This window comes from Catenulispora sp. EB89 (genome assembly GCF_041261445.1).
Classification (GTDB): Bacteria; Actinomycetota; Actinomycetes; order Streptomycetales; family Catenulisporaceae; genus Catenulispora.
On the sequence record NZ_JBGCCU010000038.1, the window covers coordinates 1 to 22,575 of the forward strand.

The 22,575-nt window shown below is 72.3% G+C and carries 16 protein-coding genes; 10 read left to right on the top strand and 6 right to left on the bottom strand.

What is annotated here, in order from left to right; translation table 11 throughout:
• Window positions 1-585: 585 nt before the first annotated feature.
• Both ABH920_RS45700 and ABH920_RS45705 read right to left on the bottom strand, forming a co-directional pair.
• Window positions 586-3,081 (bottom strand): ATP-dependent Clp protease ATP-binding subunit, encoded by a 2,496-nt coding sequence (locus ABH920_RS45700; protein ID WP_370355627.1) that lies wholly within the window; start codon window positions 3,079-3,081, stop codon window positions 586-588.
• A 66-nt stretch (window positions 3,082-3,147) separates the two neighbouring features.
• Window positions 3,148-3,873 (bottom strand): hypothetical protein, encoded by a 726-nt coding sequence (locus ABH920_RS45705; protein ID WP_370355628.1) that lies wholly within the window; start codon window positions 3,871-3,873, stop codon window positions 3,148-3,150.
• Between the two features lie 62 nt (window positions 3,874-3,935).
• Between ABH920_RS45705 and ABH920_RS45710 the strand changes: the two genes are divergently transcribed.
• The 6 genes from ABH920_RS45710 (at window position 3,936) to ABH920_RS45735 (ending at window position 8,327) form a co-directional block, all read left to right on the top strand.
• Window positions 3,936-4,673 (top strand): Type 1 glutamine amidotransferase-like domain-containing protein, encoded by a 738-nt coding sequence (locus tag ABH920_RS45710; RefSeq protein ID WP_370355629.1) that lies wholly within the window; start codon window positions 3,936-3,938, stop codon window positions 4,671-4,673.
• A 37-nt stretch (window positions 4,674-4,710) separates the two neighbouring features.
• On the top strand, window positions 4,711-5,061 hold the full coding sequence (locus ABH920_RS45715) for a UBP-type zinc finger domain-containing protein (protein ID WP_370355630.1): 351 nt from the start codon (window positions 4,711-4,713) through the stop codon (window positions 5,059-5,061).
• 295 nt (window positions 5,062-5,356) lie between these two features.
• The gene (rpmB, locus tag ABH920_RS45720; RefSeq protein WP_370355631.1) at window positions 5,357-5,578 is read left to right on the top strand and encodes a 50S ribosomal protein L28; all 222 of its coding nucleotides are present in this window, start codon (window positions 5,357-5,359) and stop codon (window positions 5,576-5,578) included.
• 116 nt (window positions 5,579-5,694) lie between these two features.
• Window positions 5,695-6,423: an HD domain-containing protein gene (locus ABH920_RS45725; RefSeq protein ID WP_370355632.1), complete on the top strand. Its 729-nt coding sequence runs from the start codon at window positions 5,695-5,697 to the stop codon at window positions 6,421-6,423.
• A 54-nt stretch (window positions 6,424-6,477) separates the two neighbouring features.
• Window positions 6,478-7,083 (top strand): RNA polymerase sigma factor, encoded by a 606-nt coding sequence (locus ABH920_RS45730; RefSeq protein WP_370355633.1) that lies wholly within the window; start codon window positions 6,478-6,480, stop codon window positions 7,081-7,083.
• The gene (locus tag ABH920_RS45735) at window positions 7,080-8,327 is read left to right on the top strand and encodes a hypothetical protein (RefSeq protein WP_370355634.1); all 1,248 of its coding nucleotides are present in this window, start codon (window positions 7,080-7,082) and stop codon (window positions 8,325-8,327) included. Before ABH920_RS45730 ends, ABH920_RS45735 begins: the two co-directional genes overlap by 4 nt.
• A 140-nt stretch (window positions 8,328-8,467) precedes the next feature.
• On the opposite strand, the gene ABH920_RS45740 is transcribed toward ABH920_RS45735, so the two are convergent.
• Window positions 8,468-9,730, bottom strand: a complete 1,263-nt coding sequence (locus ABH920_RS45740) for an MFS transporter (RefSeq protein ID WP_370355635.1) — start codon at window positions 9,728-9,730, stop codon at window positions 8,468-8,470.
• Between the two features lie 158 nt (window positions 9,731-9,888).
• Here ABH920_RS45740 and ABH920_RS45745 point away from each other — a divergent pair, with 158 nt between their 5' ends.
• Both ABH920_RS45745 and ABH920_RS45750 read left to right on the top strand, forming a co-directional pair.
• Window positions 9,889-11,988: a histidine kinase gene (locus tag ABH920_RS45745; protein ID WP_370355636.1), complete on the top strand. Its 2,100-nt coding sequence runs from the start codon at window positions 9,889-9,891 to the stop codon at window positions 11,986-11,988.
• 70 nt (window positions 11,989-12,058) lie between these two features.
• Complete coding sequence (locus ABH920_RS45750) at window positions 12,059-12,883, top strand: LLM class F420-dependent oxidoreductase (RefSeq protein WP_370355637.1); 825 nt, start codon at window positions 12,059-12,061, stop codon at window positions 12,881-12,883.
• Window positions 12,884-12,892: 9 nt separating this feature from the next.
• Here the strand turns inward: ABH920_RS45750 and ABH920_RS45755 are convergent, their stop codons facing one another.
• Window positions 12,893-13,501, bottom strand: a complete 609-nt coding sequence (locus ABH920_RS45755; protein ID WP_370355638.1) for a DNA-binding response regulator — start codon at window positions 13,499-13,501, stop codon at window positions 12,893-12,895.
• A gap of 86 nt (window positions 13,502-13,587) precedes the next feature.
• On the opposite strand from ABH920_RS45755, the gene ABH920_RS45760 reads away from it, so the two are divergent.
• The gene (locus ABH920_RS45760) at window positions 13,588-14,343 is read left to right on the top strand and encodes an ABC transporter ATP-binding protein (RefSeq protein ID WP_370355639.1); all 756 of its coding nucleotides are present in this window, start codon (window positions 13,588-13,590) and stop codon (window positions 14,341-14,343) included.
• Window positions 14,343-16,847 (top strand): FtsX-like permease family protein, encoded by a 2,505-nt coding sequence (locus tag ABH920_RS45765; protein ID WP_370355640.1) that lies wholly within the window; start codon window positions 14,343-14,345, stop codon window positions 16,845-16,847. Before ABH920_RS45760 ends, ABH920_RS45765 begins: the two co-directional genes overlap by 1 nt.
• A 61-nt stretch (window positions 16,848-16,908) precedes the next feature.
• Here the strand turns inward: ABH920_RS45765 and ABH920_RS45770 are convergent, their stop codons facing one another.
• Window positions 16,909-20,688: a hypothetical protein gene (locus ABH920_RS45770; protein WP_370355641.1), complete on the bottom strand. Its 3,780-nt coding sequence runs from the start codon at window positions 20,686-20,688 to the stop codon at window positions 16,909-16,911.
• Complete coding sequence (locus ABH920_RS45775; protein ID WP_370355642.1) at window positions 20,685-22,565, bottom strand: HSP90 family protein; 1,881 nt, start codon at window positions 22,563-22,565, stop codon at window positions 20,685-20,687. Before ABH920_RS45775 ends, ABH920_RS45770 begins: the two co-directional genes overlap by 4 nt.
• Window positions 22,566-22,575 lie beyond the last annotated feature (10 nt).

Here is a 22,575-nt window from a genome sequence, read left to right on the forward strand (position 1 = left end):
GCCGCCCGCCGCCCGCCGCCCGCCGCCCGCCGCCCGCTAGCCGCTCGCAGCCGCGCCGCTCGCCGCCCCGAGCTCGGCCGCCTGGCTGTCTCCCCGGTGGCTGCCTCCGCGCCGCTCGCTCGCCGCAGCCGCGCCGCTCGCCTGCTCGCCGCTCGCTTGCCGCAGCCGCTTGCCGTAGCTTCCTGCCGCAGCCGCCCGCCTCAAAGCACCAGGGTCCGAGCTCCAAGCCCGCGACTCCATCGCATCCAGCCTGCTGCCTGCCCCGCGGCCGCAGCTGCCTGCTCTCCCGCCGCCCGCTCGCAGCCGCCTGCCAGCTCGCCGCCGCTCCCCGCAAGGCAGCAGGGTGGCGAGCCGAAGCCCGTGACCCCGCTCCATCCCCGAGCGGCCAGCGCCTCGCAGCCGCCGCCCGCCTGCTCGCCGCCGCTCCCGCAAGGCAGCAGGGCCGCGAGCCAAAGCCCGCGACCCCGCTCCATCCCGAGCGGCCAGCGCCTTACTGCCGCCGCAACCGCCTCACTCCAGTGCCGAATCCCGAGGCGGCACCGTCCCGGTCGGCACCATGTGCCGCGTCAGCCGGCCACGCCCGCCTCACTTCCCGTGCCGCACACTGCACACCAAGTGATCGTCCGCCTCATCCGCCACAATCGTGTCGCCCGGGTTCGTGTCCCCGGACAGCAGCAGTGTGGCCACCTTGTTGTCCAGCTCCGCCTGGATCGTGCGGCGTAGCGGCCGGGCGCCGAACTCCGGCTTGTACCCGCGCTCGACCAGCCAGCCCTTCGCCTTCTCCGTGACCTCCAGGCTCAGGTTCTGGGCCTTCAGGCGGCGGCGGGAGCCGTCCAGCATCAGGTCGACGATGTTGCCCATCTCGCCCTTGCCGAGGCTGTGGAAGATCACCACTTCGTCGAGGCGGTTGATGAACTCCGGCGGGAAGAAGCCGCGGACCTGGTCCATCAGCTGGTCGCGGATCTCGTCGGTGTCGCCGTGGTGCGCGAGGATCAGCTGGCTGCCGATGTTCGACGTCATGATGACCACGGTGTGCCTGAAGTCGACCGTGCGCCCTTGGGCGTCGGTCAGGCGGCCGTCGTCCAGGACCTGGAGCAGGGTGTTGAAGATGTCCGGGTGCGCCTTCTCGACCTCGTCGAAGAGGATCACCGAGTAGGGCTTGCGCCGTACCTTCTCCGTCAGCTGCCCCGCCTCCTCGTAGCCGACGTATCCGGGCGGCGATCCGAGCAGCCGCGAGACCGTGTGCTTCTCCTGGAACTCACTCATGTCGAAGCGCAGGAGTCGGTCCTCGTCGCCGAACAGCAGCTCGGCCAGGGCCTTGGCGAGTTCCGTCTTGCCGACGCCGGTGGGTCCGAGGAACAGGAACGAGCCGGTCGGCCGGTTCGGGTCGCCCATCCCGGCCCGCGAGCGGCGCACCGCCTCGGCGATCGCCGTCACCGCCTCGTCCTGGCCGACCACCCGGTCGTGCAGCGCCTCCTCCAGCTTCAGCAGCCGCGTCTTCTCGTCCTCGTTCAGCTGCGCGACCGGGATCCCTGTGCGCCGCGAGACGACCTCCGCGATGTCGTTCTCCGTCACCTTCAGCGTGCCCTCGCGCCGCTCCTCGATGGTCGCGACCTCGTCGTTGAGCTCGTCGATTCGCGCCTTCAGGTCCTTCGCGCGGTCGTAGTTCTCCGACGAGACCGCCTCGTCGCGCTCGCGCGTCAGCTTCGCCAGCTTGTCCTCGCGCTCGATCGCCTCGGTCGACTTGCCGAGGTTGCGCAGGCGGATCCGCGCGCCGGCCTGGTCGATCAGGTCGATCGCCTTGTCCGGCAGGAAGCGGTCCGAGATGTAGCGGTCCGACATCAGTGCCGCGGCCGCCAGCGCCTCGTCCGTGAACTTCACGCCGTGGTGCGCCTCGTACCGGTCGCGCAGTCCCTCCAGGATCTGGATCGTCTCCTCGACCGTGGGCTCCGCGATCAGCACCGGCTGGAACCGCCGCTCCAGCGCCGCGTCCTTCTCGATGTTCTTCCGGTACTCGTCGATCGTCGTGGCGCCGATGACGTTCAGCTCCCCGCGCGACAGCGCCGGCTTCATGATGTTGCCCGCGTCCATCGAGCTGTCGCCGCCGGATCCCGCGCCGACGACGGTGTGCAGCTCGTCGATGAACAGGATCGTCGAGTCCGAGGCCTTGCCCACCTCGTCGATCACGTTCTTCAGCCGCTCCTCGAACTCCCCGCGGTACTTCGACCCGGCGACCAGTCCCGCCAGGTCCAGCATCACGACCCGCTTGCCCTCCAGCGTCTTGGGTATGTCCCCGGACACGATCCGCTGCGCCAGCCCCTCGACGATCGCGGTCTTGCCGACGCCCGGATCCCCGATCAGCACCGGGTTGTTCTTCGTCCGCCGGGACAGCACCTCGACGGTCTGCTCGATCTCGTCGGCCCGCCCCACCACCGGATCGAGCTTCCCGGCCTTGGCGTCCTCGGTCATGTCCCGGCCGTACTCGTCCAGCGTCGGGGTGTCCGACGGCTGCTCCGGCCCGGCCGGCATGCCTTCGGCGCGCGACGCCTTCGTGATGCGCTTGCCCAGGTCCTTGGCGTCGACCTGGGTGTTGTTCAGCACGTGCCCGGCCGCGGAGTCCGGGTCCTCGGTCAACGCCGCGAGGATGTGCTGCGGCCCGACGTACGTCGAACCGGACGCCTGCGACAGCTCGTGCGCCCGCATCAGCACGCGCTTCGCCGAGGGCGTCAGCCCCGGCTCCGACGACGGCGTCCCCCCGGAGGCCGGCAGCGACTTCTCGATCGTCTGCGCCAGCCGGTCCGGGTCGACGTTCGCCGCGGCCAGGATGCCGCGCGTCGGCTCCACCTGCGTGGCCGCCCACAACAGGTGCTCGGTGTCGAGGTCGGAGCTGCCGTCCTGGGTCGCGCGGTGCGAGGCCGTGGAGATCAGCTCCCGGGCCGACTCGGTCAGCAGCTGACCGAGCGGCACACGCTGGACCCGCGGCGGCGAGAACTCCGGGGACATCCCGAAGAACCGATTGAGCAGGTCGTTGAAGGGATCGTCGGAGCGGTCGAAGAAGCCGCCGAAGGAGCTCATGGACATGAATCCAGACAACACCCCATATGGGGGAACCGCACGGCGAGACTGCGCCGAGCGGGTAGGCGCTCCTTACCGCGCCGACGCTGAGGTTTTCTCCACCGCGCCCTCGGCCAGGGCCAGGGCCAGCAGACGGCCCGGACACACCCGCGGACCGCTACCGAACGTCAACCCCACCGGCCCCACCTCCAGCAGCACCGATTCGCCTTCCGCGATCTCGGTGCCGCCGACACGCGTAGCGGCGACGGCGACGCGCCGCATCACCTGGACCGGCGGCGTACTGCGAATCGTGGCGTGCACGTCCCCAGAACCGCCCCGAGCGCTTGCGATCAAGGCCGCGGTGGCGTCGCATGCCTGGACGAGGATCCCCACCCGGTTCGCAGCCTGCTCGGGATCGGACGTCTGCATCAGCGGCAGAAGCAATCGCACAGCCTCGTCCGCAGCCGGATCGTCCCCGCCGAAGTAGTTGTCGGCGACGACGCCCAACGCCGCGACCGCCGCGTCGTCCAGCGCCGGCAGTCCCATCGCCAGCGCGAGAGCCCGCAGGACCCGTGCCCGATCGTCGCTGGCGTCTTCAAACCCGGCAGCCAGGCGCCGCAGCCCCTCAACATCAACCCGCGCCAATTCCGCCTCGACATAAGCACGCCGCCGCGCATGCACCGCACCATGAGCGAACCGCGCGACCGTCGCCCGCAGCCACGCCATCGAACCCTCAGGCCCGGACTCGACAGGCAGCGGAACGAGCAGCGGATCGGCCAGCGCCGCCTCGATGTCGGCACGAGAAGTCAGAGTCACCATGCCCCGACCGTACGGCCGGTTCGCTTCGGCGCCCGCCGAACTGTCCCGCTAGGCTGCCGATCATGGCAGGCCACATCGTCGCGACCGGCGCAGGACGGGCTCTCATGGAGCGCCGCACCGACCCCTACCACGAGTTCGTCCTCGGCCTCACCGGCAAGGAACGCCCCCGCGTCCTCTTCCTGCCGACCGCCACCGGCGACGACCCGGCGTACATCGTCTCCTTCTACGAGACCTACACCGCCGACCGCTGCCAGCCGTTCCACCTGCGCCTGTTCACCCGCACCGTCGCCGACCTGCGCGCGTTCGTGCTGTCCATGGACCTCATCACCGTCGGCGGCGGCAACACCGCGAACATGCTCGACGTCTGGCGCCGCCAGGGTCTGGACGTGATCCTGCGCGAGGCGTGGGAGAACGGCGCCGTCCTCACCGGCGGCAGCGCCGGCGCGCTGTGCTGGTTCCAGGGCGGCACCACCGACTCCTTCGGCCTGCCCTACCAGGCGCTCGCCGACGGCCTGGGCTTCCTCGCCGGCAGCGTCTGCCCGCACTACGACGGCGAGGACTCCCGGCGTCCGGTGTACCGCGACGCCCTGCTCTCCGGCGCCCTGCCCGGCGGCTACGGCATCGACGACCTTGTCGGGATCTACTTCCACGGCACCGAGTTCGTCGGCGCCTTCAGTTCCTCGCCGGCCGCCGGAGCGCTGCGCATCGACGTCGTCGACGGGATGATCGCCGAGACCCGGCTCCCGGTACAGCTCCTCGGCTCCGGATCGCAGGACGCGGGCCACATCCCGAGCACATGACAGGCGCTCGCGCCCCGAGCCGGGTAGCGTCTGGAGCATGTCCATCCCAGGAGTCGACCCCAGCGTCCCGCCGAGCGGCACCGGTTGTGTGGAGTGCGACGAGAACGGCGGTTGGTGGGTGCACCTGCGCCGTTGTACGCAGTGCGGCCACATCGGCTGCTGCGACAACTCGCCCGAGCAGCACGGCCGCAAGCACGCCGCGAGCAGCGGCCACACCATGATCACCAGCTTCGAGCCCGGCGAGGACTGGTTCTACGACTTCAGCAACGACAACTTCTACGAGTCCGGCCCGGCCCTGGCGCCCCCGGACAGTCACCCGGCCGATCAGCCGGTGCCCGGACCGAAGGGCCGCGTCCCGGCGGACTGGCAGAGCAAGCTGAACGCCTGAGGGCACGTGAGACGTGAGAACGGACCCGCGCAGCCGGCTCCGGCTACGCGGGTCGTAAACCATTTGAACGTGCTGGAGCACGTCGCTACGGTCAGCCACATGTTCTAAAGGCGGCACAGGTCGAGACACCCCATCAGGCAGGCGACAGCGGTCGATTCCCCGACGCTGCGCGCTTGAGTCCTGCCGTGTTTCCCATGCCGCCGACCACCGCTTCCGCAGCGGTACTTCTCCCTTCTCGATCGACATCGCGATGGGCGGTCGGCATGCCATCGTGAACTCTCCGAGGAGAATGCTGATGTCAAAACGCTGCGACGTGTGCGGCAAGGAGCCGAGCTTCGGCAACCAGGTCGCCAGGCTGGGGCACAACGCCCAGCGCCGGCGGGTGCTCGGGCGCTCGGCGCGGATGTTCCGCCCGAACATCCAGCCCGTGAAGGCGACCGTGGACGGCCGGCCGGTGCGGCTCAAGGTCTGCACGTCGTGCCTGAGGGCCGGGAAGGTCCAGCGCCGCACTTCGTAGTACTCCGCCGGCATTCCAGGTAATACAGGCAGTACAGGCAGTACAGGCAGGGCCCGCGCCGGCGGGCCCTGCCCCTGACTGGAGCCACGTCACCCGGTCCCGCTACATTCGCCGCCATGGACGCGATCGAGCGGGGCCAGTTGAGAGTCATGCCCATCCACGCCGTGACCGAGGTCTACGGCGAGGCCGGCCTGCACGCGCTGTTCGACGTCGAGATCGAGGCGTTCCCCCACGCCGAGCGCGCCACCCTGAAGCGCGCCGAACGCGTCGCCTCCCGGCTGCACGCCGGGGACAAGCGCGTCCGCGAGCCCTATGTCAATCACCTGCTTCGGGTCGCGATCCGCATCATCCGCCACTACCAGGTCCACGACGCCGAGGTAATCGTCGCCGCGCTGCTGCACGACGCGGTCGAGGACCACCCCGTCGATCTCGCCGATTTGGCGAGCGACGGCGAACGCGCCTCGGGGGAGCGGTACGCGGCCCTGGCCGTCCTGGCCCGCGCCTTCACGCCGCGGGTCGCCAACCTCATCGCCGCCGTCACCAACCCCGACTACGACCCGGCGCGCGACCGCGGGGAGCAGTACCGCGAGCATGTGGTGGAGAGCCTGGAAGTCGATCCGTGGGCGCGGGTCATCAAGCTCTCCGACTTCACCGACAACGGTGTCGGGATCATCCACACCACCGGCCCGAAGGTCCGCAAGGCCTCGGCGAAGTACGCGCCGCTGGTCCCGCAGCTCCGCGAGTTCGCGCTGCGCGCCGACACCCCGTTGAGCGACGAGGTGAAGGAACTGATCGCCGGACAGCTCGACCAGGCCGCCGAACGATTCCGCTCCATTCTGGGGTAGCTCGGGTAGGCTGCCCGGCGGGGTGGGTCCAAGACCTTCGCATCAAGGACCCCAATGCTGGATGGGCAAGACATAGCGGACGCTCTCGCCGGCGCCGTGCGCGGTGACGAGGCGTCCTTCGTCGTGCTCTGGCGCGCCCTGAACCCGCCGTTGCTGCGGTATCTCCGAGTCCTGATCCCCGCCGCCTGCGAGGACGTCGCCTCCGAGACCTGGTTGCAGGCCTCGCGCGACCTCGGCGGCTTCACCGGGGACGCCAAGCAGTTCCAGGTGTGGCTGTTCCGGATAGCCCGCAACCGCGCGATCGACGAGGGCCGCCGGAGCCAGCGCCAGCTGGCCGATCCGGTCGCCGCGCTGCCGGAACAGCGGTCCGGCGACGACACCGCCGAGGCCGCGCTGGCCGCGATGGCCACGCGTCGGGCGCTGGCGGCGATCGCGGAGCTGCCGCGCGACCAAGCCGAAGCGGTGCTGCTGCGGGCCGTCGCCGGCCTGAGCGCCGAGCAGGCCGGCTCGGTCGTCGGCAAGCGCTCCGGCGCGGTGCGGGTGGCGGCGATGCGCGGTCTGCGCACGCTGAAGAAGCGGCTCGACAAGGCGGCCGAGCCGGAGAAGGCGCAGCTCAAAGGGATGGCGCGGACGGGTTCGAGGGCGGGTGTAACACGATGAGGCGCAGGATCGCTCCTTCGGGCACGATGCGTAAAACAGGGAACTCCCCGCGGATCCTCGGAAGCCGGCGACCGGGTCGCCGAGCCGCCGAGGAACTGCTCGACCACGCCGGCGGCCCGGATGCCGCAGGCGCGGTGCCGGGTGCCGCAGGCGTCGCGGGCGCTGCGAACGTTGCCACCCTCGGCGACGTCGCGAACGCCGCGAACGCCGCCGGCGCTGCGGGCGCCGTCGCGGGATCCCCGCCGGCGGGATCAGGACTCGAAGTCGCCCCTGATCTGACGGCTCTGGCGCGGCTGCTCGACGCGGCCGCCGGACCGGCCCTGACCGCCGAGCTCTCGGGCGAGGACGCGGCCCGTGCCGTGTTCTCCGCGCATCACTCCGCCTCCGCGACACCCTCCAAGGAGAGACGCGTGTTCAGCAAAGCCCTCCTCGCCAAGACCGTGACGGTGAAGATCGTCGTCGCCGTCTGCGGCGTGTCGGTCGTCGGCGTGTCCGCCGCCGCCGCGACCAACTCCCTCCCGTCCGGCCTGCAGTCCAAGGCCCACTCGCTCGGCTTCCCGGCTCCGAAGCCCGCCCGCCTCGGCGGTACGGACCTGAAGACCACCCCCGTGGGCGCCGAGGGCAAGGGCCCGGACGTCCCGACCCCGACCGGCGCGCCCACGAAGGCGGCGCCGCCGCGCACCGACCAGGCCGCCCTCGACGCGGCCGGCGCGAAGCTGCTCGGCGACGACAGCTTCCGGCTGTGCAAGGCCGCCGAGGACGGCGACCGCGACGACCAGGGCCACGACCTGACCGCCGCCGAGCTGCAGAAGCTGGCCAAGGCCGCGAACGTGCCGGCCGCCGACATCGCCAAGCTCCAGTCCGCCCTGGACGCGGAGCGTACCGAGGCCCAGAAGCGGATGCAGGACTTCTGCGACCGGCTGGCGCAGGCGGAGAAGGACGTCCGCGACGGCCACGCGCCGACCTTCCCGATCCCGACGCCGCACCCCGGCGACGGCTGGCCCACCACGTGGCCGACCACCTTACCGACGCACCTGCCGAGCGGCCTGCCGACCGGGCTGCCCACGCATCTGCCCAGCGGCCTGCCCACGCACCTGCCGACCGGCCTGCCGACCCACCTGCCGTCCGGCGCGCCCACCTGGCCGAGCGGCTGGCCGATCGACGGCGGACCGCAGAACCCGGTCGACCCGATCCACCCCGGCGCCCCCACGGCGTCCGGCAGCATCGGCGGCTCGCAGCACTGATATCCGGACGCTGATTCTCCACGGTCCGACCGTCTGATCCCTTGGATCCGTCTGGTCCGTCCGCATCCGGCGTGCCCTACCCACCCCACCCCACCTGCGCCGGGTGCGGACGGAACAGCCCTACCGTTACTGCTTGGTCTCTACTCCCGCAAAGCCCGCCACCCGGCCAAGGCCGCGGCCCCCAACACGATCCCCGCCACCGAGAACCCCTCCCGAGGCCCCACGAACTCCACCACCGCCGCGACCCCGAACCCCGTGATCGGCGACGTCCCCGTCATCGCCACGCCCCACAGGCTCATCACGCGCCCGCGCATGTCCGGCGCGCACCGCAACTGGGCCAGGGTGTTGGCCGAGGCGATGAACCAGATCGAGGTCACGCCGAGCGCGGCCATCGCCACCAGCGCGATCGGCATGGTCGGGGACACCGCGATGCCGATCACGGTCGCCGCCGTGGCCAGCGCGAGCCAGCGCACGCGGCGCCCCGTCGGTTCCGGCTGCGCGGCGGCCAACAGCGCCCCGGGTAGCCCGCCGACGCCGAACGCCGCCATCATCGCGCCGTACCCGCCGCCGCCCTGATGCAGCGCGCGCGAGACCAGCGGCGGCAGTGCCACACCCATGCCGAAGATGAGGCCGGACGCCGCCGACATCGGCAGCAGCGCGCGGATCACCGGCGAGCGGAACGCGTAGCGTATGCCGTCGCGCGCCGCGCCCCGTACTCGCGGCTGCTTCGTCCTGGGAGCCGCGCCGGCGTGCGGCTTCATCCGCAGCAGCACGATCAACGGTGCCAAGTAAGAGAACGCATTCACCCCGAAGCAGGCGGTCGCCCCCGGCCCGGCCAGCAACGCCCCGCCCAAGCCGGGCCCCACGACCCGCGACGCGTTCAGCGCCACCTCCCACAGGCCCACCGCGCTGGCGACGCCGTCCGCTCCGACCAGGTCCACCACGTAGACCTGGCGTGCGGGCGAGTCGACCGCCATCGCCGTGCCCGCGAGCACCGACGCGACCAGCACGTTCCACACGGCGAGCGTGCCGGTCGCGGCCAGCACGGTCAGCGCCGCCGCGATCCCCATCAAGGCCGACTGCGTGACGATCAGCAGCCGCCGCCGGTCGGAACGGTCGACCAGCGCGCCCGCCCACGCGCCGCCGACCAGGGTCGGGCCCATGGTGCAGAGTGTCAGGACGCTGAGCCACACCGCGTCGCCGGTCGTCTGCAGCATCCACCACGACAGCGCGACGCCCTGCGCCATCACCCCCGACGCCGACGTGATCTGCCCGGCGAACCACCACCGGAAGTCGCGTTCCCGAAGAGCGCCGCCGATGCGCCCGAACACGGTGTCCTTGCGGACGTCTTTGCCGTCATGGATGTCTTCGGCGTCGACGCCCGCTTCGATGGTCGCAGACAAGGTCCCTCCCAGAGCCGGGCAAGACCCTACTCCGGCGAGGTGGCCGCTCCGCGAGGTATTTCGTCAGGTGGTCACTTTGCGGTCTGCCGGTGGGACGGCGATGAGCCCCTTACCGCACAACCCGCCGCAAAGCAGGCTGCCGGCTCTACGATGACCGGGTGGGGATCACCGGGAGCGACAGCGCGCCGCGCCTGGCGCGCGGCCTGGTCTTCGCGGTCGCGGCGGCGCTGGTGTCGGTGCACGTCATCAAGGCGGCGGGCCGCGTCCCCGGCGATCCGGCGGCCGGGCTGACGATCATCGCCGCCTGCCTGGCGATCCTGCTGCTCGAGTTCCGGCCGGCGAGGTGGCCGCGCGTCGTGGCGCAGCTGGCATGCGGCTTCGTGGCCGTGCTGCCGGCCGGCGCGTCGATCGGGCTGCTGGCGGTGCCGGTCGGTGCGGTGTTCCTGCAAGGGTTGTGGCCGCTGGTCGTCCCGGTGCTCGGCGCGGCGGCGTGGGTCCAGGCGGTGCGGACCGACAGCGCGCGCGACACCGTCGACATGTGCGTCACGATCCTGCTCGGCGGGATGGTCCTCTACGCCGTCACGACCCTCGCCGCGCTGGCCGCACGCGTCCACGGGACGCGGCTGACGCTCGCCGCGGCCGCCGTGACCGCCGAGCGTCTGCGCATCGCGGAAGGTCTGGACGCCGACCTGTCCTCGGGCCTGACCCGCATCCGGGATCTGGCGGCGAAACAGGACCCCGACGTCCTCGACGGTCTGCTGGCCGACGCGCGCACGACCCTGGCCGCCACCCGCGCGACCGCCGCCGACCTCCGCAGCCTGTCGCTGGCACCGGAGTCCGCGAGCGCCAGGGCCCTGCTCCAGTCGGCGGGGATCGAGGCGGACGTCGTCACCGGCCACACCGAACCGCTCGGGCCGGCCGGGACCGTGCTGGCGACCGTCCTGCGCGAGGCCGTGACCGCAGTGGTCCGGGTCGGCGACGCGCGCCACTGCCAGATCGTCACCGGCGAGGCTGCCGGTCAGGTCACGCTTCGGGTGACCAGCGACGGCGTGCGCACCGCGGCCCTCGGCGCCGATGTCTTGGACGGCTTGGCGCAACGAGTCCGGGCCAGCGGCGGACGGCTGGCCGCCGGGCTGGAGGCCGACGGCCGCTTCGCCGTTGAGGCGTCGGTGCCGGCGACGCCCTCGGCGGCGGAACCGGTGGACGCGCCGGAGCTTCGGCGCGCGACCTTTCTGTACTACCTGCTGCTCGCGGCGTTCTGTGTGCGAACCCTGCTATACGTCCCAGCCGCCTTGATCGCGCCGGCGCTTCTGGTCCTGGCCGTGCTCTGCACGTTGCAAGTCGTGTACTCGGTCCGCGACGAGAAGCGCCACAGCGAGGCGGCGATCGTCCTGTTCGCCGCGCTGACCTACGCCCCGATGCACTCTTTCGGTCAGAACTGGATCGCCTCCCTCGGTCTCCTGACCGGCTCCCTCCTGATCGCGCTGCCCCTGCCGCTGGCCGTGCCGGTGGTCGCGGCGGCGCTCGGGGTCGGCGGCCTCATGGCGTCCGCCGACGGCACCAGCGCGGTATCGGCGATCCTGAACGCTCTGGTGACCTGTCTGGTCGTGTACGGGATGCTGCGCTTGGCGCGTCTCGTCCGCGAGCTGCAACAGGCCAACGACGGCCTGGCCCGGGCCGCGATCGTGGGCGAGCGTCTGCGTGCGGCGCGCGATCTGCACGACCTGCTCGGTCACGGGCTCGCGGCGATCCTGCTCAAGGCGGAGCTGGCGCGCCGGCTGCGTACGACCGATCCGGTCCGCTGCCTGACCGAGATCCGCGACGTCGAACGCCTGGCCGCACAGGGCGAGCGTGAACTACGGGCTCTGACAGGCGGCACGCGCGAGTTGTCGTTCGGCGATGAGTTGGCGTCCGCGGCGGCGGTGCTGGCCGCGGCCGAGGTAGCGGTGGAGGTTGAGGGTGACGAGCTGGCGGTGCCGGCGGAGGCGGGGGCGGTGCTCGGTGCCGTGCTGCGCGAGGCGGTGACGAACGTCCTGCGGCACAGCGTGGCGCGTCATGCGCGGATCGCCGTCACCATGACCGAGGGAACGGTGCGCCTCGACGTGGAGAACGACGGCGTGGCATCGGGCATCGGAGCATCCAAAGCACCCGGCTCGGGCGTCGGCGGCCTGACGCTCCGCCTCGCCGAGTACGGCGGAACCCTGGCCGCCGGACCGGACGACGGCTGGTACCTGCTCCACGCCGAGTTGCCGCGATAGCCGCCATAGCCGGCTGATCATGCCGACGACTCGCCGACCTCGGCATCGTCCCGGGCGTAAGCTGCGCCCCATGATCGCTCAGCCCTCGTCGAAGATCCGTGTCGGCATCCAACTGGCGCCGCAGCACGTCGACTACCCCGTCATCCGCCGCGCCGCCGCGCAGGCCGAGGAACTCGGCGTGGACGTCCTGTTCAACTGGGACCACTTCTTCCCGCTCGGCAAGGTGGCCGACGGCAAGCACTTCGAGTGCTGGACCATGCTCGGCGCGTGGGCCGAGGCCACCTCGCGGGTCGAGATCGGCCCGCTGGTCACCTGCAACAGCTACCGCAACCCCGACCTGCTCGCCGACATGGCGCGCACCGTCGACCACATCAGCGGCGGCCGCCTCATCCTGGGCCTCGGCGCCGGCTTCAAGGAGCGCGAGTACGTCGAGTACGGCTACGAGTTCGGCACGCCCGGCAGCCGCATCGACGACCTGGCCCGCTCCCTGCCGCGCATCGAGCACCGCTTCACGCAGCTCGATCCGCCCCCGACGCGCAAGATCCCGCTGCTGATCGGCGGCGGCGGCGAGAAGAAGATGCTGCGCGTCGTGGCTCAGCACGCTGACATCTGGCACAGCTTCGCCGGCGGCGACGAGCTGGCGCACAAGCTGAAGGTCCTGGAGGAACACTGCGCCGCGGTCGGCCGGGACCCGGCGGAGATCCAGCGCTCGGTGCTGGTCGGCGGCGATCCCGCGGAGTGCGAGCGGGAGCTGGAGCTCGGCGTGAGTCTGTTCGTGGTCCGGAATCCGGGGCCGGACTTCGATTTCGGCGAACTGCGGGACTGGCTCGCGTGGCGGGACGAGCACAACCGGGATGACCACGACCGGGACGTGCCGGTGTCGCAGCTGCCCTGATCAGGGCTCTTAGACCCAACCGGCTTCGCGCGCGATCCGCACCGCATCCGTCCGATTCCGCGCGTTCAGCTTCCCCACGATCGCCGTCAGCACGTTCCGCACCGTCCCCGTTGACAGGTGCAGTGCGGCGGCGATCTCCGGCGGCTCCGCGCCGGCGGCCAGCTCCCGCAGCACGTCCCGCTCGCGGGGCGTCAGCGGGTTCTCCGCGAGGTCCCAGGCCGTGACGGCGAGCGCCGGGTCCAGCACCCGGCCGCCGCCGGCGATCGTCCGGATCGCGGCGGTCAGCTCCTCCGGCGGCGCGGTCTTCAGCAGGAAGCCGTCGACCTTCGCCTCCAGCGCGCGGCGCAGCATGCCGGGGCGGCCGTTGGACGTCAGCATCAGCGTCCGGCACGTCGGCATCTTCTGCTTCAGCAGCGCCGCCGCCTCCAGGCCGTCGATGCCGCCGGGCATGTCGATGTCCAGCACCGCCACGTCCGGCGCGTACACCAGCGCCTGCGGCACCACCTCGTCGCCGGTCGCGGTCTGCGCCACGACCTCCAGGTCCGGCTCCAGCGCCAGCAGGGCGGCCAGGGCGCCGCGCACCACGAGCTGGTCCTCGGCCAACAGCAGTCGGATCACGTCACGACGATACCCGTGACGATGTCACGGGTGATCGATGACAGCCTCTCTGGGGAACGAACGCGCAGCTCGGCACGCTGGTAAGCATGAACGAGGCGATCACTCAGACGGTCTCAGAGGCCATCACCCTGCAGGCCGTCAGCAAGGTCTACGGCAAGGGCCGCGGCGCGGTCGCGGCCCTGCGCGAGGTGTCCGTCGGGCTGCCCAAGGGCGGCTTCACGGCCATCATGGGCCCCTCCGGCTCCGGCAAGAGCACCTTCCTGCACTGCGCCGCCGGCCTGGACCGGCCGAGCGCGGGCACCGTCCGGCTCGGCGGCACCGACCTGTCGGGCCTGAGCGAGACCAAGCTGACCGAGCTGCGCAGGGAGCGCGCCGGCTTCGTCTTCCAGGCCTTCAACCTGGTGTCGTCGCTGACCGTGAGCCAGAACATCACGCTGCCGCTGCGCCTGGCCGGCCGCCGGGCCGACGGCGCGCGGCTGGCCGAGGTGCTCAAGCGCGTGGGACTCACCGAGCGCACGCACCACCGGCCCGGCCAGCTCTCCGGCGGGCAGCAGCAGCGGGTGGCGATCGCCCGGGCGCTGATCGCCGACCCGGAGGTGATCTTCGCCGACGAGCCCACCGGCGCGCTGGACACCATGACCGCGCGCGAGGTGCTGGTGCTGCTGCGCGAGACGGTCGACACGATGGGCCAGACCATCGTCATGGTCACCCACGACCCGGTCGCCGCCGCCTACGCGGACACGGTCCTGTTCCTGGCCGACGGCCGCATCGCCGACTCCATGCCCGCCCCGACCGCCGCCGGCGTCGCCGACCGCATGATCCGGCTGGGGGCGTGGGCCTGATGATGCTCCCCATCGCCATCGCCACTCTGCGCCATCGCAAGGGCGGATTCGTCGGGGCGCTGGTCGCCCTGTTCTGTGCCGCCGCGCTGGTCACCGGCTGCGGCACGCTACTGGTCACCGGGATCCTCGGGACCGTCAAGCCCGAACGCTTCGCGGCCGCGCCGATCGTCGTCAGCGGCGACCAGAACGTGCACGCCACGGAGGTCAAGGGCAACGGCAAGGTCAAGAACAAGGCCAAGCCGGTCAGCGATCACGTGTGGGTGTCCGCGGGGTTGGCCGACCGAATCAAGGCTCTGCCTTCGGTGAAGGCGGTCGCCACCGAGGTGCTGTTCGCGGCGTATCTGCCGGGTGGTCCGACCACCGATTCCTTCGGCCACGGTTGGGAATCCGCCTCCCTGTCCAGCTTGACGCTGGCTTCGGGGCGTGCGCCTTCGGCCCCGGACGAGGTGGTGCTGGACGCGTCCACCGCGGCTGCGACGCACCTCCGCGTCGGATCGACGGCGCCGTTGCGCACGGCCGGCGGGACGATGCCGGTGCGCGTCGTCGGCGTCACGTCGCAGGGCTTTGCGAGCCAGGCCGCGATCTACTTCGACACGGCCGAGGCGCGCACGTTGGCGGGGCACGACGGGTTGGTCGACGCGATCGGCGTGTTCCCCGCAGGGGATCCCGATGTCACCGCCAACGATGTCAGGAGCCTGCTTTCATCGGCTGACGCCGGGACGGTCCCCGCGCCGGTCGTCCACACCGGGGATTCCCGGGGCGCCGCCGAGTTCCCGGACTCCGCGAACGCCTCGGTGCGGCTGATCAGTATGGGAGCGGTGCTCGGCGGGACGTCGCTGATCGTCGCGGTGCTGGTGGTCGTGGGGACGTTCGCGTTGTCGATCCAGCAGCGGCAGCGGGAGATCGCGGTGCTGCGGGCGGTGGCGGCGACCGGCAAGCAGGTGCGCAAGATGATCGGCGGCGAGGCGTTGGCGGTGGGATCGGCCGCCGGGGTGGCGGGGGCGTTCGCGGGGCTGCCGCTCGGGGCCTGGCTGCACGGGGAGTTCGTGGCGTTGGACATCATCCCGGCGAACGTCCCGGTGGTCCTGTCGGTGTTCCCGGTGTTCGCCTCGGTGCTGGCCACGGTCGGCGCCGGCTGGGCCGCGGCGCGGATCTCGGCGCGGCGGGCCACGCGGATCCGTCCGGTGGAGGCGCTGGGGGAGGCGGAGCTGAAGCCGCCGCGGGTGTCGGTTGTCAGGGCCCTGTTCGGGGTGCTGGCGATCGCCGGGGCGACGGTGCTGACGGCGCTGCTGACCGTGCTGCACAGCGACGGGGCCGCGACGCCGGTCTGCTTCAACGCGGTGCTGCTGTGGTGCATCGCGCTGGCGCTGCTGGGGCCGTGGGTGGCGCGGTCGGCGGTGGCGGTGCTGGGAGTGCCGCTGCGGCTGTCGCGGGTCGGGGGGTATCTGGCCGCGAACAACCTGCGGGCCGCCGCACCGCGGCTGGCGTCGGTGATCACGCCGCTGACGCTGATGCTGGCGATGGCGTGCACGATCCTGTTCTCGCAGTCGAGCGTCGCGGACGCGGCGACGGCGCAGCGCGCGGCGGGGAACGTCGCCGACTACGTGGTGGGGAGCAAGGTGCCGGCGGGCGCGGCGGCGGAGGTGGCGGCGGTGCCGGGGGTGCGGACCGTGACGCAGGTGCTGCACGCGACGGTGCGGACCGGCCTGAACGACCGGAACGTGCTCGGCGTGACGCCCACGGGGCTCGGCGACACGCTGGACCTGGGGATCACGGCCGGCAGCATCGGCTCGCTCACCGGGCCGGACACGGCGGCGGCCGCGCTCGGGCAGGGGTACCGCATCGGGTCTCAGGTCTCGATGACACTCCCGGACGGGACGCCCGCGCGGGTGACGATCGTCGCGCTCTACGCGCGGCAGCTGGGCTTCGGCGACCTGGTGCTGGCGCATGCGCTGCTGGCGCCGCACGTGGACGTGCCGCTCGACGACGAACTGCTGGTGAAGGCGCCGGGGGTGGGGCGTGCCGCACTGGTCGCCGCGCTGAAAGGCGAGCCGGGGCTCGGGATCCGGGACCGGGTGCAGGCGCAGGCGTCGAGCAACGACGCGGGGGCGAAGATCGGCTACGTGACGCTCGGCCTGATCGTGGCGTTCACGGCGATCGCCGTGGTCAACACCCTGGCGATGAGCATCAGCGACCGCCGCCGCGAGTTCGCCGCGCTGCGCCTGACCGGCGCGACCCGCCGCCAGGTGCACCGGATGCTGGGCTGGGAGACGGCGACAGCGGTGGCGGTGGCCACGGCGCTGGGACTGGCGGTCGCGACGGCCGTCCTGACAACCTACGCCAGCGGCATGACGCGCGGCACCGGCGGCGTGTCGATGCCGCCGGGCACGCTGGCCGCCGTGGTCGGCGCCGGCGCGGTGCTCGCGGCGCTGGCGACGTGGCTGCCGGCCCGCGCGGCTTTGGGCGCGGGGTCCGGGCTGGGCTCGGGCTCAGGGGAGGGGTGAGGGTTCGGCCCGCGAGGGGCTGCCTTCGGTCGGAAGACCGGAGGAAGCCTTCTCCGTCTTTCTATCTCAGCGCGTCGCGGAGTCTGCGCAGGGTCGCGACACCGTCGGAGTGCCCCGCGAGCTCAGCATCTGCGATGGCCTTGTCGAGCCGGGCCTTCGCAGCGTCCTCCCGATCCAGGGACCGGTACTCGATGACCGCGGCCTGCCGTATCGCGTCGAACCGTGGCGGAATCCCCGAGAACCCGGGCCGGTCGTACAACATCGAGGCACGCTCCAACTGCGCGATCGCCTCCTCCGGCCGCCCGGCGGCGTTGAGCACCCACCCCCGCGTGTAGCAGGTCTGAGCCTCGTCGACCTCGACACTCAGGAACTGCGTCCGCGACTGCTCGGCGAAGTCGACCCGCATTCGATCGGCCTCCGCGAGATACCCGAGCGCATCATCAGCACCCTCAGCCCCGAACGCATTCATGGTCTCCCCAGCCATATCGCGCAACGCCTCGGTCATATCCGGAATCCGAGGCGCCACCACATTCGACGCCACAGCCCGCGCCCAAGCAGCCCGCGCCCCCTCCCAATTCCGAGCCAAAGCCAAAGCCCCCGCCGCCTCAGCCGCCGCCGCAGTCAACCGACTGGCATCCGGCCACCCATCAACAGCATCCGCGACATGCAGAAACTCCACCGCCGCCGCCCGCGGCTCATCCAACGCGAGCAGCCCCCTGGCGAGATCGGCCCGCACCTGCACCATGAGCATGTCGGCGCGCGTGGGGTGCTTGAAGGGCTTCGGCGACGGGGCCGGTGCGGCATGCGCCGCCTGATCGCCGACCGTTCCGCCGCTCGTGCCCGCAGCGGTGCTCGCGGCCGCGGTGCCCGGTTCGACGCCGCGCTGGCTTGCATCGGCCGAAGCAGCTTGGGCATCAGCGACCTCGCCGCTCGCGCCCGCAGCAGCCGGGCCACCAAGCGCATCGGTGCTCGCGGCCGCGGTACCCAGTTCGGCGCCGCGCTGGCTCATGTCGGCCGGAGCAGCGAGAGCTTCGGCGCCCGTAGTCGCGGTGCTCGGCTCAGTGCCGGGCTGGCTCGCGTCGGCGGCAGCCGGAGTGCCGATTGCCTCGGCGTTCGCGGTCGCGGCACTTGGCTCGGTGCCGGACTGGCTCGCATCGGCCAAAGCAGCCGGAGCAGCGAGAGTTTCGGCGCCCGTAGTCGCGGTGCTCGGCTCAGTGCCGGGCTGGCTCGCGTCGGCGGCAGCCGGAGTGCCGATTGCCTCGGCGTTCGCGGTCGCGGCACTTGGCTCGGTGCCGGACTGGCTCGCATCGGCCAAAGCAGCCGGAGCAGCGAGAGTTTCGGCGCCCGTAGTCGCGGTGCTCGGCTCAGTGCCGGGCTGGCTCATGTCGGCCGGAGCTGCGAGAGCTTCGGCGTCCGCAGTCGCGGCACTCGGCTCGGCGCCGAGCTGGCTTGCATCGGCCAAACCAGCTGGGTCGCCAGCGACCCCGCCGCTCGCGTCGGCCGGACCTCCGACAGCTTCGGCGCCCGCGGTCGTAACACTCAGCCCGGCATCCGCGCCCCGCCCCGCATACCCCCCATCCTCCCGAAGCGGCGTCTCCACCAGCGTCTCCAGCACCGCGACCGCATCCGCCGTCTGCCCCTGCGCCGCGAGCGCGTTGCTCATCCGCCAGCGCGACTCCACCGCGCCGAACGCGTCGCCCTCGCGGTCGAGGCGGACCGCCGCCTCCGCGAAGGCGCGGACCGCCGTCGCCGGTTCGCCGCCCTGCAGTGCCGTTTCCGCGAGGAGTCGGTACAGGGGCGTCAGCTCGTCGGCGTCGACTGCCGGGTGCGCTTCGGCGATGCCTGTCTGCAGGACCTGCATCGCCTCGGCGTGTCGGTCCTGGCCGGCCAGTGCGAGGCCCACCAGCATGCGCGAGCGGTGCAGACGCCATGGCCAGCCCAGGTCCGTGAAGATCAGCAGTGCGTGCCGCGCCAGTGGTTCCGCGGCCTTCGGGTCGTCGTGCGTGGCGTCGTATTCCGCGACCGCCTCCAGAACCAGCGCCAGGCGCTGCGGTGCGTCGAAGCCGCTGCCTTCGCGGACCATCCGGTCCGTCTCCGCGCGGAAGACGCCCAGCCAGCGCTCCGCGTCCGCCGGGTCGGCGGCGCGCATCGCCGCGTTGCGTGCCGCGAACACCCGGCTCTGGTGCACGACCAGCTTCTGCACCTGCGCGTCCGCGAGGTTCGGGCCGAGGTCGCCGTCGGCCAGCAGCGCGTCGATTCGTTGCAGGAGCGCGTTCAGCTCCGGCCATGTCTCCTCGACGACGGCCGAAGCGTCAGTGTCCTGATCCCCGCGCGTCGCCTTGCTCCACTGCACGCGTGCCGCCGACGCGATCGCGCGGTCCGGACGCCCCGCGCGCTCGTAGTACTCCGCGGCCTCCGTGAAGTACCTGTTGACTGCGTCCCAGTCCCGCTCCTGGTGCGCACGCGACGCCCGCTCCGTTGCGATCTCGGCGCGCAGCACGTCGTCGACCTTGTCCGCGTCCGGCCCCGCCGCCCGCTCCAGCAGCACGTCCCACAGCCGCCGGGAATCCGGGTGGAACTGCCGGTCCAGCAGCAGCGCCTCGGCCACCAGCGCCCCGAAGTCGTCTGGGACCGGCGTCTCAGGCACCTGCGATGCCGATGCCGAGAGCAGTACGGCCGACCCGGCCGCGGGTACCGCCAGCGGCGTCGCAGTACCCTCCGAACCCTCCAACGCCGCCGCGCGCACTCCCAGGTTCAGTTCGGCGACCAGCGGTTCCAGCGCCAGCTGCGCGGCCCGCCGCTCCGACACCGATGCGTTCCCGTTCCGGGCGTCGAACCGCGCCGCGAGCGCGTCCGCGTCGGCCGCGGCCGACGCCAGCAGCTCCGCGACCGTCCACTCCCGGCCCAGTGGCCCGCCGCACGGCGTGTCGCCGTGCCCGACCGCCGCCAGCCGGCGCAGCAGCACCTCGACGCGCGTCAGGAAGTCCAGCCGGCCCAGCGGCGCCGCCGTGAAGCCGAACAGCGCCCGGTTCTGCGCCAGCAGCTCCAGCCCGCGCGCCTCGTTGCCGGTCAGCGCGCAGAACTCCAGGTGCCGCCCGACCTCGGCCAGGTACGCCTCGCGCCCCCGCACCGCCCGGTACGCGCTCAGGTGCGCCCCGCGCGCCTCGTCCGTGCGCCCCAGCCGGACCAGCGGCAGCAGCGCCGAGGACTGGCTCGCGTGCGGCTCCTCGTCGCAGGTGCTGCGGCCGTTCAGGGTGGCCTCCAGCTCGGCCATCCCGATCTCGTCCTCGCCGCGCCCGAAGTGGTACTCGGCACGCGCCCGGGCCTCGCAGGCCTCGCAGTCGCTCATCCGCGTCCGGCCGCGGGTGGCCCACAGCTCGTAGGCCTGCTCCTCGCCCTCGCCGATGTGCTGCGCGAGGAAGTGCAGCTGCCCGTACACCGGCTGCAGGCCGTAGTCGGCCGCCTCGTAGCGCTTGCGCATCTCGGCGATCCAGCCGCGGATCGCGGCCAGCGGCACGTCCGGGGTCCCGAGCAGCCCGGAGCCGACCCACTTGAAGTACCAGAAGACGCGGTGCGCCTCCCAGTCGTCGAACGCCTTCGGGTTCCGGTCCCACAGCCTCAGCAGCCGCGCGAACACCACCGGGTACTTCACCCGCTCGCCGCTGCCGCGGTAGGCGCTCATCAGCTCGACCAGCGCGGTCGCGGTGACCTCGTCGTCGCCGAACGCCTCGGCCTCGTCCGCGATCTCCTCGGCGATCGCCGCCTTGGCCCGGCCGTCGGCCCGGTCGCGGTTCTCGCGCAGGGCGCCGAAGAACTCCTCCTTCGTGCCGAACCCGCTCACGCGTCCCCCAGCGTGTCGGAGGCCTTGTCCGCCGCGGAGCCGCGGCCTTCGCCGGAGCCGGCCGCGGCCGCCGCGAACTCCAGCAGCCCGATGAACGACCGGTTCAGCAGCGCGTGGTCCGTCGGCCGCAGCGGACGCCGCGACAACAGCAGCGCCTGCCCGTACAGCGCCTCGATCGCGGTCTCCGACAGCCCCGCGTCCGGGATGTCCGCGATCTTGCGGATCAGGGGGTTGAGATGGTTGACGATCAGCTGCGCGCGCGGCGCCGAGGACCCCAGCGACCCCAGGATCCCGGCCCACAGCTCGTCGGCGTCGGCCGACAGCTCCGCGCGCCGCCGCTCGTGCCGGGCCTCGCGGTTGTCGACCAGCATCGCCGGCACGCCGACCGGCTGGAACGAGCGCAGCGCGACGTCGGTGTCGAACTTGTCGCACACCGCGCGGGCCCGCGCCAGGAACGCCGCCGCGGCCAGCTCCGCCGCCGGGTCCACGGTGTCCAGGTGCGCGCTGACCGTCTCCGGGTCCAGGTCCGCGACCGTGACCCCGGGCCGCACCTCCGGCAGCCGGTGCACCAGCTCCCGGTCGTACACGTAGCCGCCGTTGACGACGCCCAGCCCGGCCGAGGCCGCGATCGGCGCGACCTGCCGGAACTCCTCGACGCTGGACGTCACCAGCACCACCGGGTGCGCGCGGGCGAACTCGTCCAGGCTGACGTTGCCGTCCGTGGTCTCGAACGGCAGCCACGGCAGCAGCAGCGCCAGCAGCCGGTCGTCGTAGCGGGCCAGCGCCTTGACCGCCAGGTGGTGCACGTCGATGAAGCGCCGCAGCAGCGTCAGGTCCGAGGCCGCCAGCCCCACCAGCCACTCGCGGATCCGCTCGCCGATCGCGTCGCGCACCGCGGCCAGCGTCTCGTCCTCGTACAGGGACTCGCGCGAGGCCGTGGGCCGCAGGCCGGTGGTGTCCACGACACAGGACACGAAGAAGGCCCAGTCCGGCACCAGTTCCTGCGCGGAGTCCGACAGCAGCATGCCCTTGAGGTGGACGCGGTGGCCCGAGCGCTTCGTCGGGTGCACCGGCGTGGGCAGCACGAACGCCACGCCCCTGAGCCCGACCAGCGGCAGGTCCAGGTCGATGGTGTCCAGCGGGGTGAAGTCGAACGTCGACTTCGCGTACCCGGCCAGCGCCTCGCGCCGGGCCAGCGGCGAGCCGTAGTGCCGGTCCCACACCGGCGGCGTGTCGTTGACCTTGCTGACGTCGCCGAACCGGTCGACGATCTCCACGTCGTAGCGCAGCAGTGAGCCGAAGTGCCGGGCCAGCCGCAGCACCCGGTTCGGCTCCAGCCACTCGCTGCCGTCGGCGCGCGGCACCAGGGTGACCGTGGTGCCCGGCGCGACCGCCTGGTCCGCCGGCAGGGTCCTGATCTGGTACGTGCCGTCGCTGCGGCCGCGCCACTCCACGGCCGGCGCGGCGGTGTCGCGGGCGCTGCGCGAGACCACGGTGATCTCGTCGGCCACCACGAAGCAGGCGAGCAGGCCGATGCCGAACTGGCCGATGAAGTCCTGGCGGGCCGCGGACAGGTCCAGGCCGCCGTCCTCGGCGCGCTTGGAGGAGCGGCCGATGGTGGCCAGGAAGGTGTGCACGTCGGCCTCGGTCAGCCCGACGCCGGAGTCCTCGACCTGGATGCCGCCGTCGACGCCGGTCCGGATCCGGATCTGCGCCGGGGCGGAGGGGTCGAGCATCCGGCGCGCCGTGATGGCGTCCACGGCGTTCTGCATCAGTTCCCGCAGATACACCTTGGGGGAGGAGTAGAGGTGGTGCGAGAGCAGGTCGACCAGTCCGCGCAGGTCGACTTGGAAGGTGTGGTCGGGCTCGGTGCTCACGTGGTGTCCC